Annotated in this window: 23 protein-coding genes; 7 read left to right on the top strand and 16 right to left on the bottom strand. The window is 71.3% G+C overall.

Annotation, left to right across the window (positions count from 1 at the left end; translation table 11 throughout):
• Positions 1-67 precede the first annotated feature (67 nt).
• A complete protein-coding gene (locus ACYU7L_RS21625) occupies positions 68-1,249 on the top strand; it encodes an MFS transporter (protein WP_460800916.1) in 1,182 nt (393 codons plus the stop codon).
• An 81-nt stretch (positions 1,250-1,330) separates the two neighbouring features.
• On the opposite strand, the gene ACYU7L_RS21620 is transcribed toward ACYU7L_RS21625, so the two are convergent.
• The 3 genes from ACYU7L_RS21620 to ACYU7L_RS21610 form a co-directional block, all read right to left on the bottom strand.
• A complete protein-coding gene (locus ACYU7L_RS21620; protein WP_460800913.1) occupies positions 1,331-1,864 on the bottom strand; it encodes a MaoC family dehydratase in 534 nt (177 codons plus the stop codon).
• 130 nt (positions 1,865-1,994) lie between these two features.
• Entirely contained in the window at positions 1,995-2,180 is a 186-nt protein-coding gene (locus ACYU7L_RS21615) for a DUF5302 domain-containing protein (RefSeq protein ID WP_460800911.1), read from the bottom strand.
• A gap of 79 nt (positions 2,181-2,259) precedes the next feature.
• Positions 2,260-3,375: a hypothetical protein gene (locus ACYU7L_RS21610; RefSeq protein WP_460800909.1), complete on the bottom strand. Its 1,116-nt coding sequence runs from the start codon at positions 3,373-3,375 to the stop codon at positions 2,260-2,262.
• Between the two features lie 184 nt (positions 3,376-3,559).
• On the opposite strand from ACYU7L_RS21610, the gene ACYU7L_RS21605 reads away from it, so the two are divergent.
• Positions 3,560-4,609 (top strand): endonuclease/exonuclease/phosphatase family protein, encoded by a 1,050-nt coding sequence (locus tag ACYU7L_RS21605; RefSeq protein WP_460800907.1) that lies wholly within the window; start codon positions 3,560-3,562, stop codon positions 4,607-4,609.
• A gap of 39 nt (positions 4,610-4,648) precedes the next feature.
• Here the strand turns inward: ACYU7L_RS21605 and ACYU7L_RS21600 are convergent, their stop codons facing one another.
• The 13 genes from ACYU7L_RS21600 to ACYU7L_RS21540 form a co-directional block, all read right to left on the bottom strand.
• Entirely contained in the window at positions 4,649-5,536 is an 888-nt protein-coding gene (locus tag ACYU7L_RS21600; protein WP_460800905.1) for a glycosyltransferase family 2 protein, read from the bottom strand.
• A 4-nt stretch (positions 5,537-5,540) separates the two neighbouring features.
• Positions 5,541-6,677, bottom strand: a complete 1,137-nt coding sequence (locus tag ACYU7L_RS21595) for a hypothetical protein (RefSeq protein ID WP_460800903.1) — start codon at positions 6,675-6,677, stop codon at positions 5,541-5,543.
• Positions 6,678-6,702: 25 nt separating this feature from the next.
• Positions 6,703-7,704 (bottom strand): hypothetical protein, encoded by a 1,002-nt coding sequence (locus ACYU7L_RS21590; RefSeq protein ID WP_460800900.1) that lies wholly within the window; start codon positions 7,702-7,704, stop codon positions 6,703-6,705.
• A gap of 102 nt (positions 7,705-7,806) precedes the next feature.
• Positions 7,807-9,000: an acyl-CoA dehydrogenase family protein gene (locus ACYU7L_RS21585; protein ID WP_460800898.1), complete on the bottom strand. Its 1,194-nt coding sequence runs from the start codon at positions 8,998-9,000 to the stop codon at positions 7,807-7,809.
• A 124-nt stretch (positions 9,001-9,124) separates the two neighbouring features.
• Complete coding sequence (locus tag ACYU7L_RS21580; protein WP_460800896.1) at positions 9,125-10,027, bottom strand: glycosyltransferase family 2 protein; 903 nt, start codon at positions 10,025-10,027, stop codon at positions 9,125-9,127.
• Positions 10,024-11,073 (bottom strand): hypothetical protein, encoded by a 1,050-nt coding sequence (locus ACYU7L_RS21575; RefSeq protein ID WP_460800893.1) that lies wholly within the window; start codon positions 11,071-11,073, stop codon positions 10,024-10,026. The genes ACYU7L_RS21580 and ACYU7L_RS21575 overlap by 4 nt, the downstream gene beginning before the upstream one ends.
• A complete protein-coding gene (locus ACYU7L_RS21570) occupies positions 11,073-11,291 on the bottom strand; it encodes a hypothetical protein (protein ID WP_460800890.1) in 219 nt (72 codons plus the stop codon). Before ACYU7L_RS21570 ends, ACYU7L_RS21575 begins: the two co-directional genes overlap by 1 nt.
• Entirely contained in the window at positions 11,288-12,625 is a 1,338-nt protein-coding gene (locus ACYU7L_RS21565) for a DUF6752 domain-containing protein (RefSeq protein WP_460800888.1), read from the bottom strand. The genes ACYU7L_RS21570 and ACYU7L_RS21565 overlap by 4 nt, the downstream gene beginning before the upstream one ends.
• Positions 12,626-12,644: 19 nt before the next feature.
• Positions 12,645-14,150 carry a LicD family protein gene (locus ACYU7L_RS21560; RefSeq protein ID WP_460800886.1) on the bottom strand — a complete coding sequence of 502 codons (1,506 nt, stop codon included), beginning with the start codon at positions 14,148-14,150 and terminating at the stop codon, positions 12,645-12,647.
• Positions 14,151-14,188: 38 nt separating this feature from the next.
• Entirely contained in the window at positions 14,189-17,155 is a 2,967-nt protein-coding gene (locus tag ACYU7L_RS21555; RefSeq protein WP_460801737.1) for an RCC1 domain-containing protein, read from the bottom strand.
• A gap of 54 nt (positions 17,156-17,209) precedes the next feature.
• Positions 17,210-18,601, bottom strand: coding sequence for a phospholipase D-like domain-containing protein (locus ACYU7L_RS21550; protein WP_460800884.1), 1,392 nt, complete (start codon positions 18,599-18,601; stop codon positions 17,210-17,212).
• 94 nt (positions 18,602-18,695) lie between these two features.
• Positions 18,696-19,136, bottom strand: coding sequence for a hypothetical protein (locus ACYU7L_RS21545; protein ID WP_460800882.1), 441 nt, complete (start codon positions 19,134-19,136; stop codon positions 18,696-18,698).
• A 64-nt stretch (positions 19,137-19,200) separates the two neighbouring features.
• A complete protein-coding gene (locus tag ACYU7L_RS21540; RefSeq protein WP_460800880.1) occupies positions 19,201-20,346 on the bottom strand; it encodes a hypothetical protein in 1,146 nt (381 codons plus the stop codon).
• Between the two features lie 43 nt (positions 20,347-20,389).
• On the opposite strand from ACYU7L_RS21540, the gene ACYU7L_RS21535 reads away from it, so the two are divergent.
• The 5 genes from ACYU7L_RS21535 to ACYU7L_RS21515 form a co-directional block, all read left to right on the top strand.
• The gene (locus tag ACYU7L_RS21535; protein ID WP_460800878.1) at positions 20,390-21,676 is read left to right on the top strand and encodes a magnesium transporter MgtE N-terminal domain-containing protein; all 1,287 of its coding nucleotides are present in this window, start codon (positions 20,390-20,392) and stop codon (positions 21,674-21,676) included.
• A gap of 3 nt (positions 21,677-21,679) precedes the next feature.
• Positions 21,680-22,240, top strand: coding sequence for a DUF1003 domain-containing protein (locus ACYU7L_RS21530; protein ID WP_460800876.1), 561 nt, complete (start codon positions 21,680-21,682; stop codon positions 22,238-22,240).
• A gap of 25 nt (positions 22,241-22,265) precedes the next feature.
• Positions 22,266-23,420: an Mrp/NBP35 family ATP-binding protein gene (locus ACYU7L_RS21525; RefSeq protein WP_460800874.1), complete on the top strand. Its 1,155-nt coding sequence runs from the start codon at positions 22,266-22,268 to the stop codon at positions 23,418-23,420.
• A gap of 3 nt (positions 23,421-23,423) precedes the next feature.
• A complete protein-coding gene (locus ACYU7L_RS21520) occupies positions 23,424-23,762 on the top strand; it encodes a sec-independent translocase (RefSeq protein WP_460800872.1) in 339 nt (112 codons plus the stop codon).
• A 102-nt stretch (positions 23,763-23,864) separates the two neighbouring features.
• The coding region (locus ACYU7L_RS21515) for a methyl-accepting chemotaxis protein (protein ID WP_460800870.1) at positions 23,865-25,402 on the top strand (1,538 nt) is incomplete at its 3' end.

The raw sequence follows: 25,402 nt of genomic DNA, 5'->3' as shown, positions 1-25,402 counted from the left end.
GAGACCGAGGGCGCGTCAAGGGCGCAAAGTGACCCCGAGCGACCTCGGGTCCTGGCACGATGCCTGCGTGCGCGACGAGCCGGATCCGACCACCCGCCTGGGGCGGGCGCGCCTGGCCACCGCGTCGGCGTTCTTCACCCAGGGGCTGGTGTTCATCAGCCTGACCACGCGCCTGCCGGAGGTGAAGGACCGCTGGTCGGTGGACGAGACCGGGCTGTCGCTGCTGCTGCTGATGATGGTGCTGCTCGCCGGCGCCGGCTCGGTGATCAGCGAGCGGCTCTCAGCGCGGCACCCGAGCGCGTCCGTGCTGCGGGGCGGCCTGGTGCTGATGGCACTGGCTGTCCCTGTCCTGGCGCTCGCGCCCACCTTCCCGGTGTTCGTCGCCGGGCTCGCGGCGTACGGCGTGGCTCTCGGTGTCGTGGACGCCTGCGGCAACATGCAGGCCGTCGCCATCGAGCACCTGGCCGGACGTCCGATGCTGCCGTCCTTCCACGGCGCCTGGACCTGGGGCGGTGTCGTGGGTGCGGCCGGCACGCTCGCGCTGGGGGACGCCGGCCTGCGCGTGGTGGCTGTGCTGGCCGTGGTCCCTCTGATCGCGTCACTGGGACCGCTCCTGCCACGGGTGGGCGACCCGGTCGACCCGGCGGTCGCGGTCCCGTGGCGACCGGTCCTGCTCGTGGGTGTCGCCCTGGTGCTCTTCTACATGGTCGACACGGCCGCGGCGACCTGGGGGCCGACCCACCTGGAGGAGACCTTCGGCGCCCCGGATCGCTGGGTCGCGATGGCCACGCTGCCCTACCTGGTGGCGACCGGCGTGATGCGCACCGTCGGAGACGGGCTCGTCGCGCGGCACGGCCCGGTGCGGGTGCTGCGCGCCGGAGCACTCGTCGCCGCCGGCTCCCTCGCCATCGTGGTGCTGGCGCCGACCTGGCAGCTCACGGTCGTCGGCTTCACCCTGCTCGGCCTGGGCGTCGCGGTGATCGCGCCCCTCTCGTTCTCCGCCGCCGCGGCCATTGCCGATGACCCGGCCCTGGCCCCTGCCGAGCGGCGGGCGCGCGTCGACGCGGTCATCGCCCGCTTCAACCAGTTCAACTACGTCGGCGCCCTGCTCGGCTCGGTGCTCACCGGCCTCGTCGGCGCCGGCTCGCTGCGCGTCGGCTTCGCCGTACCGATGGTGCTGATCCTGGGCCTGGTGCCGCTGGCGCGGGCGTTCCGGGTGGGGCCGTCCATTTCACGAGTTAACTCGTGAAATGGGCACTTCCCACGTGAAGGTTCACGTGGGAAGTGCGCGTTTCACGAGTTAACTCGTGAAACGAGAGACGGGTGGGACTCAGTCGGCCTTCACGCCGGGCCAGTTCTTGTCGGGCTGCGGGACGGGGCGGCCGGGCTGCTCGCCGCCGCGGGCGGTGAGGTAGCTGTCCTTGGGGACCATCACCTTGCGGCGGAAGATGCAGACGACCTTGCCGTCCTGGTTGTAGCCGATGGTCTCGACGTGGACGACGCCGCGGTCGTCCTTGGACTTCGACTCCCACTTGTCCAGGACCGTGGTCTCGCCGTAGAGCGTGTCGCCGTGGAAGGTCGGGGCGACGTGGCGCAGCGACTCGATCTCCAGGTTGGCGATGGCCTTGCCGGAGATGTCGGGGACGCTCATGCCGAGCAGGATCGAGTAGACGTAGTTGCCGACCACGACGTTCTTGCCGAACTGCGTCGTCTCCTCGGCATAGTTCGTGTCGAGGTGGAGCGGGTGGTGGTTCATGGTGAGCAGGCAGAACATGTGGTCGTCGAACTCGGTGACCGTCTTGCCTGGCCAGTGCTTGTAGGTCGCTCCGACCTCGAACTCCTCATAGCTGCGGCCGAACTGCACGACGTACTCCTCCTGCTCGACGAACGCCCGCCTCCCGGGCTGGGCCCATCGTGCCGAATGATGGGGCGCAGCGGGAGACGGGACGTCCGTGCGTTATCTCACGCGGGGTCGGGACGGGCTGTCGTCGGGCTCAGGACCCACCGCCGCCGGCCTTGCGGCGGTGCATCTTCGGAGCGCCGCCGATCACCTCGGAGCCGTGCGCCTTCTCCGGCGCCCCCGCAGAATGGTCGACGCCGCGGTCGTTCGCCTGCTTGCGCTCCAGCGCCTCCCGCATCTTGGCCTTGAGGTCGTCGTTCGGGCCGTCGGTCTCAGCCATGGTTCCTCCTCGATCGGGGTGCTTTCCCCCACCCTCCCACCTGGGATGCCTCACCGCACTCGAGTTGGTACGCCGTGGGTCAGCGCCGCCCGACCCGTCGCAGCAACGGCCACCGGCCCGGCCCCCGCTCCTCACCGGCCGTCCGCTCCGCCTTCGCGCGCCGGGGGCCACCACCTCGCGGCATCGGCTCGGCGGCGAGCGCGAAGGCCAGCGCGTCGACGGCGACCCGGGCGACGTCGGCGTCGGAGACCTCGGGCACGGGGGTGAGTCCCACCTCGGCGCGGACCAGCAGGTCCTCGGTGTCGCCGACCACGTGATAGCCGCGACCCACCAGCTCGTCGAGCATCGCGCGGCACTGCTGTCGACACCACTCCACGTGCTCCGGGGGGAGCGGCGCCGAGGCCCCGGAGCGACGCCGCATCGCGCCACCGAGCAGCAGGCGCCGCGCCGCGGGGCGATACTCACGCTCCACATCGCCCAGGCGGTCACCGAGAGCGAGATTCACCCGGCGCAGTGTCTCCGCCTGCTCGTAACCCAGGGAGTTGTTCCGCGGCTTCGTCGAGCCCAGCACGTCCGGGTCGAAGCCCACGACATCGGCGAAGAGCCGGAAGCTCGCGCGCGGGTCCGGGGTCGCCGGCGGTACGGCGATCACGTGCACCCGGTCCGGCGCCAGCCCGGCACCCCAGCGCTGGGCGATCGCGGGCACGTCCTGGCGCTGGAGGAACCACCCGGCTCCGTCGCCCCCGTCGCGGATCTCCCGGACGAAGTCGTGGTACGGCGTGGTCAGCCGCGCCTTGACACCCTGCTGCCACTCCGAGGGGATCTGGCGGGCCCAGTCACGAGCCGTGACGACCACGTGCACGTCGAAGTCCCGCAGGGCCTCGCGCAGGACCGCGATCGCCTGCTCGTCGAGCTCGGCGAGGTCCTCCAGGCTGAGCAGCAGCCTCTCCCCCTCGGCCTGCGCGAGGACACCCTCCAGCTCGCTCATCCGCTGCTGGACCTCGGGGGCGTCACGATCGAGGTCCGGGCCCGCCAGCGGCGTGTAGAGCAGACGCATCTGCTCGGGTCTCGAGGGCAGGGGCAGCCCGACGCCCTGGCGGAGCAGCCCCTCGCGCGACTGGTACACGGACTGCTGCAGGGAGGTCGTCCCCGACTTGCTGCAGCCGACGTGCAGGTACAGGGGGCGTCGCGACACCGGGTGTTCCTCCTGGTCCCTCGGGGACGGGCTTCCTCGAGTGGGCAGGAGCCTACGCGAGAGCGGGGAGGCCCCAGCCGGGGCGTTTCGCTCCCCCCGCGGTGGGAAGGACCCCTGAACCCGCCCAGCAGGTACCGTGGAGGGGCACGCCCGGATCACGACGCGACGAGGAGCACCCCCGCACATGCCCCGACCGACTGAGGTGCTCCCGGTGGTCGCGCTGGTCGCCGCTCTCGTCGGCCTCTTCACGCTCACCAGCGTCGACTCGTGGGACACCGGCACCCCCACGAGCGCTCCGGCTCCCTCCGCGTCGTCCGCACCGATCGTTCCGGGCACCACGCTCGCCCCGGAGGACGAGCCCACCGCGGCCCCCTCAGCGAAGCGCAACAAGCCATCGGCCGAGCAGCGCCGCAAGCAGACCCCGCCGATGGCGAAGACGGCGCGCAAGGCCGAGGAGGCAGCCCGGACCTGTCCTCCTGTCTACGAGGCGACCGAGCTCGACGTCATCACCTACAACATCAAGGGCGGCCGGTCGCGCCACGGGGCGGCCTACAGCATCGACCGGATCGCCGCCGAGCTCGCGGTCTGGGACGCCGACGTCGTCCTGCTGCAGGAGGTGGACCGCTTCCGCAAGCGGTCGAGCCTGCACGACCAGCCCGCCCTGCTGGCCGATCGCCTCGGCATGGACTGGGCCTTCGGAGCCAACGTGACCTTCGGGCCGGCGCGCCGGGATCTGCCACGCCAGGAGTACGGCACGGCCATCCTCTCCAAGCTGCCCATCGTCGAGCACGGCAACCAGTACCTGCCCAACATGCGCGGTCACGAGCAGCGCGGCATGCTGAGCGCCACGGTCGAGACTGCCGGTCGCGAGGTGGAGCTCGTGGTCACCCACCTGCAGCACAACAACGAGCAGGCCCGGGTCAACCAGATCTCCACCATCAAGGGCCAGCTCGCCGGCTCCGACCACCCCTTCGTGTTCGGTGGCGACCTCAACGCCGGACCGAACTCCCCCGTCCTCGGTGTGGCCCGGAGCTTCGCCATCGACACCTGGCTCACCTCCGGCTCGGGCTCGTCGGCGACGATCCCCGGCAAGGACAAGGGACGCATCGACTACCTGATGCACAACACGCAGATCACGCCGGTCATCGCGAAGGTGCTGCCCTCCGGTCACTCCGACCACAACGCCCTCTGGGCGACGTACCGGGTGGAGCCGCTGCCGGCGGCGCCCTGTTGATTCGCTGTCTCCGGCGGGCTGCTGACCCGCCGCCGCGGGTCAGACCATCCCGAGGAAGCGGCTCGGCACCCGCACCAGCGGCTGATCGACCATGGCCTGGAGCTGCCGGGGCCCGGTCGCCGCGTGGCAGCCGTCCCGCTCGCGGACGAGCTCGTTCACGTCGACCTGCCGAGGATCGAACTCCGGCACGTCACCGCTGCCCGCGAGGAACGAGCGGAACTGCTCGACGAGGTCCTGCCCGCTCTGCGCCCAGGCGCTGCGCTCAGTGAGGCCCGCCTCCTCGCGCACGGCGTGCCGAAGGTCGGCGGTGTGGCGCAGGAGGTCGATGTCGGCGAACTTCAGGTGCACCATCAGCAGCCCGGGGTCCGGCACGTAGGGCGCCCGGATGCCGTGGGACGCCTTGACCCAGTCGGCGTCGACGCGCTTGAGCGACGGCTTGCAGATCTTGCTCACGAACTTCGCGTACTGCCGCTGGCCGAGGACCGGCTGGTCCGGCGCGAGTGCCGTCTCCCGGTCCAGGTGGTGGACGACGTTGAGCCCGAGCCCGGCGGCGACCTGGAGCTCGGGGCGCTGGGCCACGAAGTCACGAAGGCCGTCGTAGGAGTCGGGATCGGCCAGCAGGAACTCGTCCGCGTCGCTGAAGACGACTGCGTCGTGGTCCTGGAGCAGCTCGGCGGCGAGCCGGCTGACCAGCACCATCCGAGCCTTCTCGAACCTCCCCTCCGGGAAGCCGTCGTGCTGGATCACCCGACAGGGCAGGCCCGCGGTCGACCCGTCGGTCGAGCGGTCGTCGACCACCACCAGGTTCTCCACCCCGAGCTGGTCGCCGTAGTAGCCGACCCAGCGCGGCAGCATCGCCGCCTCGTCACGCACCACCGTGACGGCCGCGATCCGAGGTCCGGATGCGCGTCGCCGAAAGAGCCTCACCCCGTCACCGTCGCAGCCGACCCCGCCAGCCCGACGTCGACGCCACGGGCTGGTCGTCCGGCGGCCGAGCCTCGTCGGCGGCGAGCGGTGCCACGGGCGGCGCCGCCTCCTCGAGCATCCGGCGGGTCATCTCGGCGAACCTGGCGATCGTCTCGACGGAGGCCCGCGCCACGTCCGCCTCGTCGGCGGGCACCCACGGCTGGGTCCGCGACGGTGAGGGCAGCAGCCCGCCCGGGTCACCGAGCACCCGGAGGCCACGATCCCCCAGCGCGGCGACGACCTCGCGCGCCCGCTCCTGGACCCACGCGAGGTCGGTGTCGGGCAGCAGGATCCGGGGGCTCGCCTCGGTCGGGAGCACCCCCCTGCTGAACGGCAGCCGGATCAGGTCGCGGTAGGCGTCCGCATAGCCGTCGAAGGTCGTCGGCAGCGCATGGTTGACGCGTCGGAACACCTCGGCCTCGACCACGCCGTGGGAGGTGTTGATCGCACGATCGGGGCGCTGGATGAGCGCAGGGTCCAACCCGACCGCCTCCCCCATCAGGCGGAAGACGCCCTCGGGGTCCACGGAGTACGACGGCACCACGATGAGGTGGGTCCGCGACCGGTCGACCGCGCTCCAGCGATCGAGGATGTCCAGGGGGTCCTGGCGGCGCCAGAAGTGCTCCCCCCAGCGTCCGCGGCGCTCTCGCACCTGGGCGATGAAGTCGGGGTAGGTCTCGGTCATCCCGTGCCGGAGGAACTGCTGGTACTCCGACGGGATCTGCTGGGCCCAGTCGCGCAGCGTGACGACGAGCTGGAGGTCGAGGCCGGCGCCGGCGGCCAGCTGCAGGAGCCGGTCGACCGCGTCGGAGTCGAGCTCGACGAGGTCCTCGTTGCTGATCAGGACCCGGTCGCCGGTCGCCTTGCGCAGCCGCCTCCCGGTCCTGGCGAGCGCGTCCTCGTCCCAGGCGTCGACGAACCCCTTCGCCGGGTGCCAGCCGAAGGGGTCGAGCAGGCGCTGGCGATGCGGTCGGCGGCCCACGAAGGGCACCCCCACCCCGGCCTCACCGAGCGCGGGGGCGGACTGCCAGAGGCCGGCCTGGAGCGCCGAGGTGCCGGTCTTGCTGCACCCCACGTGCGCGAAGAGCGGCCGGTTCGTCACGCGGGCGAGTGTACAGCCGGTCGGCTCAGGCCTCGTGGCCGATGCGGTCGGCCACGAGCCCGGCGAGCCCGGACACCGCGGCCGCCGCGATCTCCGCGGGATCCACCTCCGCCGGGTCGATCCCCGGCACCGCCGTCGGCTCCAGGTCGGACCACTCCCCCACCATCCGCAGCCCCGGAGCGGCGCGGAGCTCGTCGAGCGTGGCGGCCGACTGGCGTCGTACCCAGTCAGGCACCGCGAGACCCACGGCGGGCTCGGCGCGGCGCCGCTCGGCCAGGATCGTCTTGGCGAGGACGCCCTTGCGCAGCTGCTGCCCGGCGGGGAAGCGCAGGCCCGCCTCGTCGAGGAGCTCGTTGACCCGGCGCAGCACCTGCACCGAGGCCGCGCCCAGCGACTCGTTGGCCGGGGGCACCGGCGCCATGCCCGAGAGGTCGATCCCGCTCGCGGCCGAGAACCGGCGGTCCAGCTCGTCGCGGTCACCGCCCGGCGGGGGCAGCGTCACCAGCGACACCCGGTCGACGTTCGCGTCGGCGCCCCAGGTGCGTACGACGCGCGCGGCGTCCTGCTGCCGCCAGAAGGTCCCACCGGCTGTCGACCGGTCGACGACGGGATCGGGCCCCGAGGGGCAGCGACGCTGCACGTCCGCGACGTAGTCGGCCCAGGTCCAGCTCCGGCCGTTCTGGATGGTCTCCTGCCACATCGAGACGATGCTGCGGTTGAGGTCGCGCACGGTGAGCACCACGTGCACCTCGCGCCCCGGGAACGAGCCGGCCACCCGTGCCACCGCGCGGGGGCCGGCCGGTCCCAGGAACTCCATCGACACCAGCGAGGTGCCGTCGTGGGCCTGCACCTGCTCGACCAGCGCCTGCCACCGCGAGCGGGGCTGGTCGTCGGCCGGGCGGAGCACGTCGCGCACCGCGCGCACCTGATGTGCCCAGGACTCGCCCGGGACGAGCACCCCTCGCGCGGCCAGCAGTCCCCGGTTGGCGAAGACCAGCGACTGGAGGTGGCTGGTCCCCGACTTCATCAGACCGACGTGCAGGACGACGCGGGGTCTGGTGACAGAGGACGGGATGTCAGGCGGCTGGATGTCAGATGAGTGGGCGGATCCGGGCATGACAGGTCCGACTCAGAGTCGGTAGTCCTCCAGCAGGCGACGACCGATGATCATCCGCTGGATGTCCGCGGTGCCCTCGCCGATGAGCAGCATCGGGGCCTCGCGGTAGAGGCGCTCGATCTCGTACTCCTTGGAGAAGCCGTAGCCACCGTGGATGCGGAACGAGTCCTCGACGACCTGGGAGCAGTACTCGCTCGCGAGGTACTTGGCCATGCCGGCCTCGAGGTCGTTGCGCTGGCCCAGGTCCTTGGTGCGCGCCGCCTTGACCATCATCTGGTGCGCGGCCTCGACCTTGGTGGCCATCTCGGCGAGCCGGAACAGCACCGCCTGGTGCTCGGCGATCTTCTTGCCGAAGGTCTCGCGCTGCTGGGCGTAGGCGACGCCCAGCTCGAAGGCCCGGTTGGCGACGCCGCAGCCGCGGGCCGCGACGTTGACGCGGCCGACCTCGACGCCGTCCATCATCTGGTAAAAGCCCTTGCCGGACTCACCGCCCAGGATCTGGGTCGCGGCGATCCTGTGGCCCTCGAAGATGAGCTCGGTCGTGTCGACGCCCTTGTAGCCCATCTTCTCGATCTTGCCCGGGACGGTGACGCCCTGGGCCGTCTCGCCGAAGCCGGACTCCTTCTCGACCAGGAACGTGGTCATGTTCTTGTAGACCGAGCCGCCACCCTCGTCGGTCTTGACGAGCACCGCGACCAGGTTGGCCGAGCCGCCGTTGGTCAGCCACATCTTCTGGCCGTCGATGGTGTAGTCGCCGTCGGCGCCCTTGGTCGCCTTCGTCTTGATGGCGGAGACGTCCGAGCCGCAGCCCGGCTCCGACATCGAGAAGGCGCCCCGGATCTCGCCGGTGGCCATCTTCGGCAGGTAGTGCTGCTTCTGCTCGTCGGTGCCGTGGTGCATCAGCATCCACGCGACGATGAAGTGCGTGTTGATGACACCGGAGACGCTCATCCAGCCGCGGGCGATCTCCTCGACCGCCAGCGCGTAGGTGAGCAGCGACTCCCCGAGACCGCCGTACTCCTCGGGGATCATCAGGCCGAACACGCCGAGCTCCTTGAGCCCGTCGACGATCTCCTGGGGGTATTCGTCCTTGTGCTCGAGCTCGGTGGCGACCGGGAGGATCTTCTCGTTGACGAACTGACGGATCGTCTTGAGGATCTCCTCCTGGATGTCGGTGAGTCCTTCGGTCTCGCAGAGGCGACCCATGGGGGAACCCTTTCGGCGTGGAGGTGCAGAGGACAGAACGGGAAACAGAACTGGGCGGTAACAAAACTGGGGCGAGTCTAGGCTCCCCGCGACCGCTCATCCGGGCGAGCGACCATGAAAGAGGTCACACGCGACCGATGAACGCCTTCGGGATCCGCACCATCGGGCGGTTGCGCATGGCGGCCACCTGACGGGCCCCGCGCGATCGCCAGATGCCGTCCTCCTCGCGCGGGATCTGCGGGAGCTTGTCCAGCGGCGGCGAGAAGCGTCGTACGTCGTCGAGCACGACGTCGCGCGAGATCTCGTCGAGCAGCGCCACCAGCTCATCGGGACCGTGCCGCCAGTTGGTCGCCTTCGCCCGGCCGAGCTGCTCGACCATCTGCAGGCGATGGTCGGCCACCTCCTGGAGGTGGTCGCGGTCGGCGAACTTCATGTGGAACATGTAGAGGTCGGGGTCCAGCGCGTACGGCGTCTTGATGCCGTGCGAGGCCGCCACCCAGTCCGCGGCGACGAACTTCATCGACGGCTTGCACATCAGCGGCAGGAACTTCGCGAGCTTGCGCTGCCCCAGGATCGGCTTGGTGGGGTCCAGCGGCGGCTCCTGACCGACATGGTGGACGACGTTGAGCCCCAGCACTCCGATCGCGCCCAGGTCCGGCGTCTGACGGGCCGCGACGAAGTGGCGCAGGCTCTCGTGCCGGTCCGGGTGGGCCATCACGAACTCGTCCGCGTCGGTGAACATCACCGCGTCGTAGGCCTCGAGCAGCGCGGCGGACAGCCGGCTGAGCATCGTCATCCGAGCCGGCTCGAACGGCTGCTTCGAGAGCGGCGGGATGCGCAGCACCGGGCAGGGCAGATCGTCCGTGGATCCGTCGTCGGAGTTGTCGTCGATCACCACGAGGTTCTCAGCGCCCACCTCCCGGGAGTAGTGCGCCACCCACCGGGGCAGCATCCGCCCCTCGTTGCGGGCCATGGTGATCACGGCGACGTGCGGCAGGCCCTGGCGGGGCTGACTCGCGAGGCTCATCGGGTGCCCTTCTTCGATCTACGGTTCGCATGGTCGGTCTCCGCCAGCAGCCGCACGGCGCGGGCCAGGCCGTCGACGGCAGCCTCGAGCTGGAGCGAGACGTCGATGTCGCGGGTGTGCACGCCGGGCACGGGGCGCGGCGCCAGCTCGGCGAGGTCGCCGACGATGCGCAGGTCGAGGGCACGCAGCGCGTCGATCTCGCGGTTGCCGCGTCGCTGCACCCACTTCTCGTCGAGCCCCAGGGTCGGCTCGGCGCGCTGACGCGCTGCCAGCCCGCGCTTGGCGAGGGCGTGCTTGACGAAGTTGTGATAGTCCCGCTTCGAGAGCGGGTCGGCGGCCAGCGCCTCGTTGAGCTCGCGCATCACCATCGCGGAGGCGGCCCCGATGGAGGGGTTGGCCAGCACGTCGAGCGAGCAGCTGCCGGGGTCGATGCCGGCGACCTCGGCGAAGCGATGCCACAGCAGGTCGTGCGGCGCCCCCTTGGGGGGCACGGTGATGAGCGTGAACCGGTCGCGGCCGACGCCCTCGACCCAGCGCCTCGCCAGCAGCGAGACCCGCTGGTGCTTCCAGAACCACTTGGCCGGCCCCGGCTTGCCGTCGTCGGCGCGAACCGCCGCCAGGAACTGGTCCCAGGTGACGACCGAGCCGTTCTGGACCGACTCCTGCCACATGGCGGGGATCGAGCGAGCCAGGTCGCGGACCGTGAGGACGACCTGGAGCTCGGTGCCGGGGAACGAGTCGACGACCTGCTGGATCTTCTCGGGCCCGCGCGGCCCCAGGAACTCCATCGAGATCACGGCTGTGTCGGACCACTCCCGCACCTCGGCGGCCAGCCTGTTCCAGGGCCCGTCGGGCGCCATCGGCTCCTGGTCGGCACCGCCGCGGGCGATCAGGTCCTGCACGGCACTGACCTGGGTGCGCCAGCGAGCGCCCGGGAAGAGAACGCCCTGCTCCAGCAGCAACTCGCGGTTGCCGGCGAGCACGTTCTGGATGAAGCTGGTGCCGGACTTCATGGCGCCGACGTGCAGCACGAGTCTGCGCGCCATCAGGCGGTCCTCTCCGCAAGGGCCCGGGCCACCAGCCGCGCCACGACCTGTTCGAGCTCGGCCACGTCTTCCTCACTGCGTCGATTGATCCAGGTGTCCTCGTGGACGGCCTCGGCGAGACGGTCGACCTGCCGGGTGAGCTGCTCGACCGTGCTGCGCCCCGAACTCTCCGCGAGCCGGCCAGACAGGCGGCCAGACAGGCGGTCTGCCAGGCTCACAGCGTCTCCCGGCGATAGGTCTCGAGGCCGGCCCGCAGGGTCTCCTCGTCCCGCGCCCCGTCGGGGAGCAGCAGCTCGGAGACCAGGTCGGTGACCATCGCCAGCCGGGGCTGCAGGGCGCGGCTGCGGGCCAGCTCCGCCTCGAGCTCCTCGACTCGTCCCCTGAGCTCGTCGACTTCGCTGCGCACCCGCGCGGCGTAGGCGCCGGAGACGAGGTTCTTCCCGCGCCCCAGGAGTCCCGCGGGCGGGTTCGCGGCCCCGCCCGGTGCCGCCGCCGGTGAGGACAACGTCTCGTCACCGCCGGCACCTGCGGCTCCGGGTGCGTCTGCCCCCTCACGCAGGCGGAGCAAGACGTCGAGGAGAGCACGTACGGCGACGTCGAGCACCTCCTCGACCGGGACCTCGGCGGGCGTGGGCCCGGATGTCTCGGAGGGGGCCAGGTCTGCGAGGTCACCGTGGACCCGGTAGCCCGCACGCTCGATCGCCGCGCGGCCCGAGGTGTAGTGGTCCTGGGCGTCGGCCAGCTGCGCGGCGGTGATCGCCAGCGGGGTCCCGTCCAGCGGCGCGAGCACCTGATGCGCCAAGACGTCACGCAGCCAGCGGGCCTGCTCGCGGTTGGTGTCCAGGGGCGCCGCGACGTGCTCGTTGACCCGGCGCAGCACCTCGGAGGCGGCGGCGCCCAGTGAGGTGTTGCTGCGCGCCGGGGGGAGCTGCAGGGGGACGGCATCGAGGCCCGTGGCGGCGGCGAACCGCTGCCAGAGCTGCTCCGGCGCGCCGCCCGCGGCACCGGTGACGACGTGGACCTGCCCGGGAGGCAGACCCGCTCCCCAGCGGGCGGTCACCCCGGCCGGGTCCATCGTCCGCCAGCCCCATTCGCTGCGAGCGGCGCTCTCGGGCTTGGGCACCCACTGCTCCAGTGGGGTGGCCAGGGCGAACTTCAGGCGCTCCTGCCAACCCGACGCGACAGCACGGCCGAGGTCGCGACAGGTGACGACGATGTGGACCTCGATGCCGGCCAGATCGTCGATCGCACGCTGGGCCTGCTCCGCGGTGGCGCCGGCGAGCAGCTCATAGCTCACCACTGCCGTGTGTCCCGACCAGTGGCGCACCTCGTCGACGATGCGCTGCCAGGCGCCGCGCGCGCGAGGCGGCAGCTTGTCGAGCCGCGGGTCCTCTCGCAGCACCATGGCGGCATGCACCAGCTCGACCTGGGGGCCGCCGGCCACGAGGACACCTGCCTCTTGGAGACGGGAGCGGTTGTCGCGCAGGACCTGCTGGAGATAGGTGGTACCGGACTTGGGAGCGCCGACGTGGAGGAACACCCGGTCGGTCATGCACCCCTCCCCTGCCGTCTCATGGTCTCGGTCGAGCCCAGTCAAGCAGAATACGCCAGCGGGTGCCCCCGGCACCGATGGGCGTGCCGCTGCGGGCAATCTCACGACCCCCGTGCTCACGCCAGCCGCGCTCGAGCTCGTCGATCCCGACCGGGAACTTGCGGCCCGCGTTTCCGGCGAAGTGGACCCGCTCCTCGACAGGGGCGTCGTCGTCGAACTCGAGATGGACCAGGGACCCGCCCTCGCCCCGCATGAGCGTGGCGCACAGCCGCCAGAAGCCCTCCCGGCCGTCCGGGGACATCGCGTCGACCACATTGCGCGCATAGAGCACCCGCGGCGCCTGGGAGGACCTGGCCAGCTCGGCCGCCTCGGTGAGGGTGTCGCGGAGGTCATAGAGGTTCACCAACCGCGACGAGATCGAGAGGCTCGCTCGGTCCGGGTGGCGGGTGATGGCACGGAACGCCTGGCGTGCGTAGTCGAGCGCGATCACCCGGTGGCCCGCCTCGGCGAACAGCACCGAGTCGTCTCCGCGTCCGGCGCCGACGTCGATCACCGTCGTGCCGGGCACCAGCTGGGCGAGCACCTGGGAGGCGAAGTCCGAGCCGTTGTCGTGCTCGGGTCGCCAGCTGTCGCGCCAGTAGACCTCCCAGTTGCGGCGTTGGCGCATCAGCGTCCCGAACCAGTCGTCGAAGCGCTGGACGACGTCGCGCGACGGGGCGTGCTGGAAGCCCGGATCGGGCGTGCGCCAGCTCGCGCCGTACGACGCGGCCAGCAGGGCGTCGGGGTCCGCGGGCGCCGGGAGCAGGCGGCCCTCGAACTCGATGAGCTGCAACGGGAGGACCGCCTCGCGGGCGACCTCGGCCCTGGCCGTGGCCGTCAGGTGCAGCTTCTCGAACAGGTGGAAGCAGGTGTAGATGTCGATGCTGGCCGGTCCACCGTCCGGCGCCTCGAGCATGACGGTGAGGAACGAGCCGGTCTTGGTGATCACGCTGTAGCCCGCGCGGGTCAGAGCCCGCTTGATGTCGTAGAACTCGACGATCATCTGGGCGGGCGTCTCGAGGTCGCTGAGGTAGCCCAGATCCATGTCGGAGTCGTGGCCGATGGCGCCCCCGTCGCGCACCGCCCCCAGCAGGGTGCCGAAGGCCATCCAGAGCTGGACGCCGCACTCGGCGTCGACCAGACGCACGAGGTCGAGCGCCTGCTCGGTCATGAAGTCGATGACCTCGGATCCCCGATGGGTGAAGGGCCGCTGGATGATCCCCCACTTGTCGATCACGATGGGGATGCCCGCCTTGTCGACGATCGCGACCCGCTCGGTCCGCTGCCCGAAGCGCACCTCGCCGGCGTCGTAGGTCCGCTTGCCACAGCGCACCTGCAGGTGGGTGACGCCGCGCAGGAACGGTCGCAGGTTGGGCGGCCATTCCACCTGGACGCGCTCGGCTCCAGGCTCGGGCTCAGGCTGGAAGGACCACACCGCTCGCCCGTCGAAGAGCGCCTGGCAGGTGCCTGTCGCCTCCGCGGGCACGCGCAGCCCCGATCGATCGGCGGTGACCGCCGCCTCCGTCACGGCAGCGTGACCCGCACGACCGGTACGGCGTGGTCGGTCGAGCGCCGCACCAGCGTCGCGCGGCTCATCTGGAACCCGGCGTAGCTCACGTTCGGCGGCCCGAAGATCCAATCGATGCGCATCCGCTGCTTGGGCAGGGTGCAGGTGCCGCCGGCTCCGGAGCCGCCCATCGGCGAGATCAGGTCGGTCTGGGTGACCACCTTGCAGAAGACGGTCTTCTTCTCGTTGAGATCGCCGATGAAGAAGACCGGGAGCTTGGTGGCGCGCAGCTCCTTGATCAGCGCGATCTCGCGTCGCACCGCGATGTTGCGCTGCTTCTGCAGGTCGCGAGGGGCGTTGTGGGCGTTGATCACCCAGATCTGCTTCCCGGTGGCGCGGTGGCGCAGCCGCACGACCGGCATCGGCCGCTCGCCCTGGATGAAGGGGATCTTCAAGGTGCGCTTGGCGGTCGCCTCCCAGACGCTGGTGCGCCACAGCAGCGACTGCTGGATGCCGCCCGGCTCCTTCAGCTCCGTGCCGGGGAAGGCCGAGAACTGTCCACCGGTGGCCCGCATGATGGACTGGAACTGCTGACGCTCGACCTCGTGCAGGCCGATGACATCGGGGTTGCCGATCGCCGCCAGCGAGTCGGCGAACCACTCCGCGCGGATGCGCGACGGCGCGAACTGGTCGTCGTGCTTGTACGGCGCGGTGTGCACGTCGCCCAGCACGTTGTAGGTCGCCAGGGTGAACGTGGCCGCGTTGGCGCGCGCCCGCCTCGCGGGCGCGGTCGTCCGAGGGCTGGCGTCGGGGGCCCTCAGGTCGCTGTTCGTGCCGTTGCCGAGCTGGCCGCGCTCGTTGTTGCCCCAGCAGCGGAGGCTCTCGGAGACCGTCAGCGCGCACGTGTGCATCCACCCTCCGCTCAGGCCGCGGTAGGCGCCCTGCGTGCGGACCGGGACGTTGCTCGATGCCTGGTTGCCGGTCCCGAGGGCGCCGTAGTCGTTGCCGCCCCAGCACCAGGTGGCGCCATTCGCCGCCGTGGCGCAGGAGTGGACGTCGCCGGTGGCGACCTCACGGGCCTCCAGGCCCCCGCTGACGAGGGTCGGCCTGCGCCGGTCACGCTGGGTGCCGTCGCCGAGCTGCCCACGGTCGTTGCGGCCCCAGCAGCGGACCTCGCCGCCACGGGTCACGCCACAGCTGTGCGACCAGGACGCCGCGACGTCGGCCCAGCCGTCCCCGGCCACCGGGGTGGGCTGCCGGCGGTTGGCGATGGTGCCGTCACCGATCTCGCCGAAGTCGTTGCGTCCCCAGCACGAGAGCGACCCGGCGCCGGTCGTGGCGCAGGTGTGCCATCCCCCGACGTCGACGTTGCGCCAGTCGGCGCCCGGGACCTTGACGGGGGCAAGGCGGCGGGTGGTGGTGCCGTCGCCGATCTGCCCCGCGGAGTTGTCACCCCAGCACCACAGCGAGCCGTCGGTGCGGATCCCACAGGCGCCGAACCAGCCGACGCTGACCTCGCGCCAGTCGGTCGCACTCCCGACCTGAGTCGGCGTGGGACGAGACTTGTTGGTCCCCAGACCGAGCTGTCCGCGGTGGTTGAGGCCCCAGCACCACAGGGACCCGTTGGTGCGGACGGCACAGGTGCTCGCGCCGCCTGCGGAGACGGAGCGCCAGTCGGTGGCGTTCCCCACCTGAACCGGCGCGGTGGCGGCGTTGCCGCCCTGCCCGTGGCCGAGCTGCCCGCGGTCGTTGAGACCCCAGCACCACAGAGTGCCGTCGGTCCGGATGACGCAGCTGTGCTCGCCGCCGGCGGCCACCGACCGGGAGGCCTCGCTCGCGGCCGTGACCTGGATCTGCACCTCACCCGCGACCGGGTGGTCGAAGACCGGCGAGGCGGTGTTCGAGACCGTGTAGCGCAGCGTCCAGCTTCCGGTCGTGGTCGGTGTGCCGCTCAGGACTCCGGCCGAGGAGAGCGAGATGCCGGGAGGGAGATCCTCGGGGCTCAGCGCCGTGAAAGCGACGCGCGAGCGGTCGCCGGCCGCCACCAGCACCGGCAGCTGCTGGTTCATCGGCTCGCTGACGATCGCGGTGCGCGCCGCGAGTCCGGCGACGGGGCGCGCCCAACGCTCGACGTGGCCCCACACCTGGAGCGCGGTGCGGTCCAGCGAGCGTGCGGCCCGCCGCTGGCCATAGCCCTTGTGTACGTTGAGGGCGGCGTCGACGCGTTTGCCGCTCACGTCGCAGACGGCGTCGCCCCGGCTGCACACGCTCCACACGGGGACGGGCGAGCCGGGCCGAGGCACGTCGAGGACCGCCTTGCGGAAGAACGCCTGGACGCCCCGCGCCTGCGTGCCTGCATTCGGCGCCCCCATGGAGCGGGACCTCGTGGCAGGCGTCCGATCACCGTCGGAGACCAACGCGGCTGCCACGACGCGGTCCGTGGCCGCGTCCTGCGGGTGCAGCGCCGACAGCGTCCGGTGCATGGCCATCGCGCCCTGCGCGTAGCCCACCAGGACCACCTGCTGGTCCGGACACGAAGAGGCCGCCGAGGCGACGGCCGAGCGGATCCGGGTCACGTCCGTGGACACCGGCCCCGCCCAGCGCGACACGCTGCGACGGTTGATCGCCTTCGTGGCCGGGCCGGAGGCGCGGCGGGACTTCTTCAGGACCCGGGCCGGCGCGGTGCCACGACCGACGCTGCGCACCTCCACGGTGCGGCCACCCGTCGTCGCGGCAGCGACGAAGCGCTTGCGGAACGGTTCGAGCGAGACCCCGAGCGGCGCACCGGCCCGGGCACCCTCCGCGTTTCCTGCCATGCCCAGGACCAGTACGTCGGTGCACGACGCGTCCGCGCGGGCCTGAGCGGCCGGTGCGGCCACAGCGGCTGCGGCGGTCCCCTGGTCAGAGCCACCGTCGGCGACGAGGACCACCAGCCCTGCGGCCACCAGGAGCGGGGCGAGCAGACCTGCGAGGGTAGGCGGCATCTTCACGTGGATCCTCCGAGCGTGCGGGGCCGAGGCCCAGAGCAGTGCCGGACGTCAGTCCAGCTCGACGTTGGCGTACTTGTGGGCCGTCGCGGGCGTGTAGGTCTCGAGCGGCGCCGCTCCAGACGCGGTGCGGGCGCTGCCGCGGTAGGGGGGCGGGTTGGCGAAGACGTTGTTGATCCAGTTGGCGTAGGTCCGCTCGAGCCCGGCATCGCGCACGAGGAAGCCGGCCTCGTCGCTGTTGATCGACACCTCAGTGAAGTTCTGCGTGCCGGTGTAGACGACGCGGGCGTCGGTCTGGTTGTCGAACACGCCGCTGATCGTCAGGTCCTTCATGTGCAGGTAGCGGTCGTAGTCGCCGTCGGCGTCGAAGTCCTGCACGATGTGGCGGCTGGGCACTCGGCCCCGGGGGCCACCGGCCCACAGCTCCTTGCCGGCTGCTCCCCCCATCACCGCGTAGATGACCTTGATGTTGCAGCCCTGCTGGTAGAGCGAGTTGATCTTGCGCGCGATCTTGATGCCGCGCTCGTTGAGGAACGCGGTCTGGCCGATCCTGATGGCCGTGTTGCCGTTGATCCCTGCGGTGCCGGTCGTTCCCGTGCACAGGACCCTGCTGAGCAGACGCACCACCGGGTCACCCTTGGCCTGGGGACCGTTGTAGGGGAGGAAGTAGCCCTCGAGGTTGCCGTCCTTGAACGTGCGGTACGGGGGCGTGGCCCGGCGGTCGCGGGAAGCCTGCGCGAAGACCTTCTGATACTGGTCGTAGACCTTCTGGCGCCCGACCACCGTGAAGACGCTGTTCCACTGGTTGCGCGCGGCCGCCTCGGTGAGGTTGGCCGAGCTCACCATGACCACGTTGCGGGAGGCACCGGCCTTGCTGAACGTGTAGAACTTCGCGTGCGCGATGCCCTTCGCTCCTCGGCACGACGAGCGACAGGTGCGCACCCAGCTCTTCTGGGCGGCGGTCCGCTTCCTCTGCCCCTTGCTCAGGGCGCTCCTGAGCTGGCGGTAGTCGCCCTGGGCTCCCTGTCCCTCGGCCAGCCCGTTGGACATCAGGATCCGGACGCTGACGCCGCGCTTGTGCGCCGCGATCAGGGCGCGGGAGTGCACCGCACTGTTGATGTTCCAGGAGAAGATCCGGATCCGCTGACCCGCGCGAGTGCTCAGGATGCTCAGCCGGATGTGCTTGTTGATGCGGTGGCTCATCTTCGGCCGCAGGGGATGGTTGAACTTCACCCCCGGGCGTGGGCTGTAGCGGTTTCCTCGCTTGGCGGCGGTCTGCAGTGCGCCGGCCTGCTTGACCGTGTCGACTCGCAGGAGAGACGTCGACACCGACGACTCGGCGGGCGCCGTCGCGGCGCCGGACGTGGCCGGCACGGCGAGCGTGGCGGGGATCGCCACCGCCACCGCCGCGGCGATCGCCATCTTCCAGTGGGACGTTGTCATGGTCTCCCCCGTGCTCCAGGTTCTTGTCGTGTGTGGCGCAGCCGCTGCCTGCCGTCGTCCGGCAGCCCCCAACCTGGCACCCGGAATGCGCGCGTCACGCGGTGCAGATCTCGAAGTCCTGCTGATACTCAGCGCTGTCCTGGAGGGACCCTACGTCACGGATGGCCAGCCCCGGCTGCGCATAGAACCGCTCGGCATAGGTCACCAACGTGGTGCCGAGTGAGCAGATCTGCCGATCCGCGCGCACGCGCTCGTCGCCCTCCATGCAGCCGCGGTAGCCGCGGGGCAGGATGCTCCCGTCCTGCCAGACCTCGTCGCACGCGGCCCAGCCGGCCGCACCGGACGGGGAGCCGCTCGGGCTGCTGGCGTCGGAGCCGCCGGCATCCGGGCTGGGACTCTCCGCCTGAGAGGCCTCGGGAGCCGTCGAGCCGGCACTCGTGGCGCCGTCCTCACCGCTGTCGTCGCCACAGCCCTCCGTCACGGTCGCGGCGAGCGAGACCGTGATGGTCAGCAGGAGGGTCCGCAGCACATGCACCCCACGATGCTATCGCGTCCCTCCTGTCCATCGTGTTATTCGCGACGGACACTTCGTTCGGCCGTCATCTGGCTCTGCCGAGTCTCTCCCGCAGCGCCGGAATCCGCCGGAGGGCTGCCCTCAGGGCGGCCGCGCCCCGCTGCTGGCCGGGCGAGAAGACCTCGCCCGCTCCGCGGATGCTGACGATCTCCTCCAGCAGCCGGGCGATCAGCTCAGGGGTGGCGGCGAGGACGCGGTCCTCAGGGACGTCGCCGGGCTCGGCTCCGCTGTCGTCGAAGTCGAGCGGTGTCAGGTCCGCGAGATCCCCGTGCACGTGCCAGCCGCGCTCCTCGATGGTGCGGACCCACTGGTCGGTGACCTTCTGCAGCGGCTCACGCAGACGCCCCGGCGTCACCGCCCGGGCGGTGCGGTGCTCGCTCAGCGCGTTCTGAGCGAAGAAGCGCTTGACCACGCTGGCGTAGGCCCCGCGATCCATGTCGGGTCCGAGGGCCGCGTTGATCCTGCGCAGCAGCTCGACCTCGGCCGCCCCGAGGGAGGAGTTGTCGGCGACCGGCTTCTTGGTGAAGAGCTCCGGCCCGAGCCCGAACACCCCCTCGAAGCGCCGGAACAGCTCCTCGGGATCACCCCCCGCCGGCGGGCACGTGACGACGTGGATGCGGTCGTCGGGCACGAACTTGGCCCAGTGCCCGAGCACGTGAGGCAGGCCCTGCTCGCGCCAGAAGAACGCCCGGTCGCGCATCCGAGGGCCGATGTCCAGGACGCCCTCGCGCTCCACGAAGCGGTCGAAGGTGTAGTCATGGCCGTTCTTGACCCGCTCCTGCCACACCGCGGTCACCTGCCGGGCCAGGTCGCGCGCCGTGGCGACGATGTGCAGCTCGACGCCCTCCACCTGCTCCAGCTGCTCCATCGCGGGACGGATGTGGCGGGGCATGCATCGGCCGAAGATCTCGTGGCTCACCAGCGTGCGCCCGTCGTACGCCGCGGCCCGGCGCACGAACTCGGCCCAGGTGCCCTCGATCTCCTCGGGCTGGAAGCCCCAGTGGTCGGCCCAGCCCAGGACCTCGACCGCCGCTTGGAACATCCCGTCGGGTCGGACGAACGGGTAGAGGAGCCCGGCGTCCTTCAGGGCAGCGCGATTGGCGCTGAAACGGGCCTGCAGAGCGGTGGTCCCCGTCTTCGGCAGTCCGATGTGCAAGTAGAGCGCGCTCACGCGGTGAGGCTACCCGTGCCGACCCCGGCTAACGTACGAGGTTGTGAGCACCACTCCCACCCGCGTCTACGCCGCCCGGCTCGTCGGCCTCCCGGTCTTCGACCCTCAGGGCGACCAGGTGGGCAAGGTCCGCGACCTCGTCGTGGCACTGCGCACCGAGGCCAACCAGCCCCGGGTCCTCGGGCTGGTCGCCGAGGTCTTCGGCCGACGCCGCATCTTCGTCCCGATGACCCGGGTCACGAACATCGACAGCGGGCAGGTCTACACCACGGGGCTGCTCAACATGCGCCGCTTCGAGCAGCGCCCGACCGAGACCCTCGTGATCGGCCAGATGCTCGACCGTGAGGTCCGGGTCAAGGGCACCGGCACCGTCGGCACGGTCTACGACGTGGCGATGGAGCAGGCCCGCAACCGCGACTGGGTGCTGAGCCGAGTGGCGATCCAGGAGCCCGGCAAGGGCTTCCGCCGCCGCGGCCAGACCCACGTCGTGGACTGGTGGGAGGTCGAGAACCTCACTCAGCGCGAGGAGACCCAGGGGGCCACCCACCTGATCGCCGCCCTCAACGACATGCGCCCCGCCGACGCGGCCAACATGATCCACGACCTGCCCCCCGAGCGGCGCAGCGCCGTGGTCGCCGCCTTGGACGACGAGCGCCTCGCCGACGTCCTCGAGGAGCTTCCCGAGGAGGACCAGGTGGAGATCCTCGAGCACCTCGACTCCCAGCGAGCCGCCGACGTCCTCGAGGAGATGTCGGCCGACGACGCCGCCGACCTGATCGCCGACCTCCCCCCGGAGACCGCCGCGCAGCTGCTCGAGCTGATGCAGCCCTCCGAGGCCGAGGACGTACGGCGCCTGATGTCCTACGCCGAGCACACGGCCGGCGCGATGATGACGCCCGAGCCCGTGATCCTCGGCCCCGACGCGACCATCGCCGACGCCCTGGCCCACGTGCGCAACCCCGAGCTCTCCCCCGCTCTGGCGGCGCTGGTCTACGTCTGCCGCCAGCCGCTGGAGCCGCCGACCGGCAAGCTGCTCGGCGTCGCGCACATCCAGCGGCTGCTGCGGGAGCCGCCCTCCACGCTTGTCGCGGCGGCACTGGACTCCTCCATGGACCCGTTGCGCCCCGAGGCCGGCATCGACGAGGTCGCCGCGCACCTGGCCACCTACAACCTCGTGGCCGCCCCCGTGGTCGACGAGGAGGGTCGCCTGCTGGGCGCGGTCACGGTCGACGACCTGCTCGACCACATGCTCCCCGACGGCTGGCGCGACCGGGTGGCCCGACGCGGCCGGATCGCAGCCCACCGCAAGCCACCGGGAACGGAGGTCTGAGCCATGGCCGAGAGCCGCACCTCCCGGATCCCCCGCCTGGACACGCCCCGCGACACGCGTCGCCGCTTCGTCCGGCGCCCGTCGTACGACTCGGACACGTTCGGCGTCTTCGCCGAGCAGTTCGCCCGGTTCATGGGCACGGCGCGGTTCCTGATGTACATGACGCTGTTCGTGCTCGTCTGGGTCGCCTGGAACTGGGCTGCGCCGGACGACATGGACTTCGACGCCTACCCCTTCATCTTCCTCACGCTGATGTTGAGCCTGCAGGCCTCCTACGCCGCTCCCCTGATCCTGCTCGCGCAGAACCGCCAGGAGATGCGCGACAAGGTCATCGCCGAACAGGACCGGCAGGCCAACGCCCGCGCACACGCCGACATGGAGTTCCTGGCCCGCGAGGTGGCCTCGCTGCGGATGGCGCTGGGCGAGGTCGCGACGCGTGACTACCTGCGCTCGGAGCTGCGCTCCCTGCTGCAGGAGCTCGACGAGCGCGCCCGCCCCGAGGCGGCCGACGAGGTCGACGACGCCTCCCGTCCCTCCGGTCCCCCTCCGAAGCGGGACCGCTGAGGCACACCCTCTACGCTTGGGCATCATGAGCACCCCCACCGTCGAGCAGGTCAACGCTGCGCTCGCGACCGTGAACGACCCGGAGATCAAGCGCCCCATCACCGAACTCGGGATGGTCGATGCGGTCGAGGTCCGCGAGGACGGCACGGTCGCGCTGACCGTGCTGCTCACCGTGGCCGGCTGCCCCATGAAGGACACCATCAACCGCGACGTCGAGGCGGCCCTGCGCCGCGTGCCAGGCGTCACCGGGGTTGACCTGCACCTGGGCGTGATGACCAGCGAGCAGCGCCAGGGGCTCCAGGAGGTGCTGCGCGGCGGCCAGGCCCAGCGCGAGATCCCCTTCGCCCAGCCCGGCTCGCTCACCAAGGTGTTCGCCATCGCGAGCGGCAAGGGCGGGGTCGGCAAGTCCTCGGTGACCGTCAACCTGGCGCTGGCGATGGCCAAGCAGGGGCTGAAGGTCGGGGTCGTCGACGCCGACATCTACGGCCACTCGGTCCCCGCGATGCTCGGCGTCGCGGACTCCCGGCCCACCCAGGTCGAGGACCTGATCATGCCGGTCCCGACCCCCTCGGGCGTCTCGGTGATCTCCATCGGCATGCTGAAGCCGCGCCGCGACCAGGTCGTCGCGTGGCGTGGCCCGATGCTCGACCGGGCCCTGGTCCAGATGCTCTCCGACGTCTACTGGGGCGACATCGACGTGCTCCTGCTCGACCTCCCGCCGGGCACCGGCGACGTCGCGATCTCGCTGGGGCAGCACCTCCCCAACGCCGAGGTCGTGGTGGTCACCACCCCGCAGGAGGCGGCAGCGGAGGTCGCCGAGCGGGCCGGCACGATGGCCTCGATGATGCACCAGCGCGTCGTGGGCGTCGTCGAGAACATGAGCTTCCTGCCCTGCCCCCACTGCGGTCCCGAGCACCGACTCGAGATCTTCGGCGCCGGGGGCGGCGCCCGCGTGGCCAAGACGCTCTCCGAGCGCTTCGGGTACGACGTGCGCGTGCTCGGCGAGATCCCGCTGGACATCTCGCTGCGCGAGGGCGGCGACGCGGGCAAGCCGATCGTCGAGGCCGACCCGACCGCCCCGGCGGCCCAGGTCCTCACCCAGGTCGCCGAGGAGCTGGCCGGCCGTGGCCGTGGACTGGCGGGCATGCAGCTGGGGTTGACACCCACCAGTAAGTTCTAGCGCGTGTGGGGTGTCGGACTGACCGAGCTGGCGGTCATCGCCTTCGTCGCAGTCCTCGTCTTCGGCCCCGACCGGCTGCCCGAGCTCGCCAAGCAGCTCGGCCAGTTCGTGCGCAAGGCGCGTGACTTCGCCAACGCCACCCGCGACGAGCTGCGCTCCGAGCTCGGTCCGGAGTTCGCCGACCTCGAGCTCACCGACCTCGATCCGCGTGCGGTGGTGCGCAAGCACATCATGGAGGCGCTCGAGGACGACGACGAGGACCCGGCCGACGCCCCCGCCCGTCGGGGCCTGCGCCCTCTCGCCGACGGCGAGCTCCCGCCGTACGACGCGGACGCGACCTGACCCGTCTGGGTCGAGAAGGGATCCTCGTCACATATTCCTCTTGGGTGTGGGCCGGTGCGGCCGATAGGGACGAGCACACCTCGTCCGCACCCGGGAGTCCCCATGAAGCGCCCACCCTCCTTCTCGTCGCTCTCCATCCGGGCACGGCTGGTGGCCATCGTGCTGCTCTTCGCCGTCGCGATCACCGCTCTGGCCGCCATCGCCGCCGCCCAGATGGAGGACCGCATCCTCACCGAGCGCAAGGCGGCGACGCGCACGGTCGTCCAGACCGCGCTGGGCGTGATGACCTACTACGGCGACGCGCAGGCCGCCGGTGAGCTGAGCGAGCAGGAGGCTCAGCAGGCCGCTCTGAAGGCCGTGGAGCAGCTGCGCTACTCGGGCGAGGAGTACTTCTGGGTCAACGACATGGGCCCCACCATGGTCATGCACCCGATGAAGCCGGAGCTCAACGGCACCGACCTCTCGGCCAACGAGGACCCGGACGGCAAGCGCCTCTTCGTGGAGATGGTCGATGTCGTGAAGGCCGATGGCGCAGGCTACGTGGACTACCAGTGGCCCAAGCCCGGCGCCGATGCACCGCAGCCGAAGATCTCCTACGTCGCCGGCTACGAGCCGTGGGGCTGGGTCCTCGGATCCGGCATCTACGTCGACGACGTCGCCTCGGTAGCGCGGGCCGAGAGCCTCAAGCTGCTGCTGTCCGGGCTGGCGCTGATCGTCGTGGCCGGTGGAGCGACGCTGCTCGTCGCCCGCTCCATCGTGCGTCCTCTGCGGTCGGCCACCGCTCTGCTGACCAGCGGCGATCTGGCGACCCGCCTGCCGGAGGGGGCAGCGAACAACGAGCTCGAGAAGCTGGCCGTCGCCCTGAATGCCACCCTCGACCGCTCCGCCCGGGTCACCGCCAATGTGGGAGAGGCGGCACGCCAGCTGGACGCGGCGGTGAGCAGCCTGGTCAGCACCAGCGACGGCATCACCGCCAGCGCCACGCGCAGCGCCGACCGCACGGCCGAGGCCACCGCCTCCGCCCAGGAGATCAGCAGCGGCATCGAGCATGTCGCCGCCGGCACCCAGGAGATGGGGGCCTCGATCAACGAGATCGCCCAGAACACGACAGCCGTGGCTCGGATCGCCGCCGAGGCCGTGGAGATCGCCGACGGAACCAACCGCGCGGTCGCCACGCTCGGGCAGTCCTCGGCCGAGATCGGCAGCGTCGTCAATGCCATCACCGCCATCGCCGAGCAGACCAACCTGCTGGCGCTCAACGCCACCATCGAGGCGGCCCGCGCCGGGGATGCGGGCAAGGGGTTCGCGGTCGTCGCCGGCGAGGTCAAGGAGCTCGCCCAGGAGACCGCCCGTGCCACGGGAGACATCTCCACGCGGGTGGAGTCGATCCAGAACGCCGTCGCTGAGGCCGCCACGGAGATCGACCGCATCCAGGAGATCATCGGCCGGATCAACGACTTCCAGACCGCCATCGCCGGCGCCGTGGAGGAGCAGACCGCCACGACGGCCGTGATGGCCGACAGCCTCGCTCAGACCGCCGACCGCGGGCGCGCCATCGCCTCGACGCTGGCCATCGCCGAGCAGGCCTCCCGCGGCACCGGCGACGAGCTGGAGCACATCAGGAGCGCCGCCCACGACCT

This window comes from Nocardioides pacificus (assembly GCF_054775955.1).
This window is presented reverse-complemented; position numbering and strand designations above follow the sequence as displayed.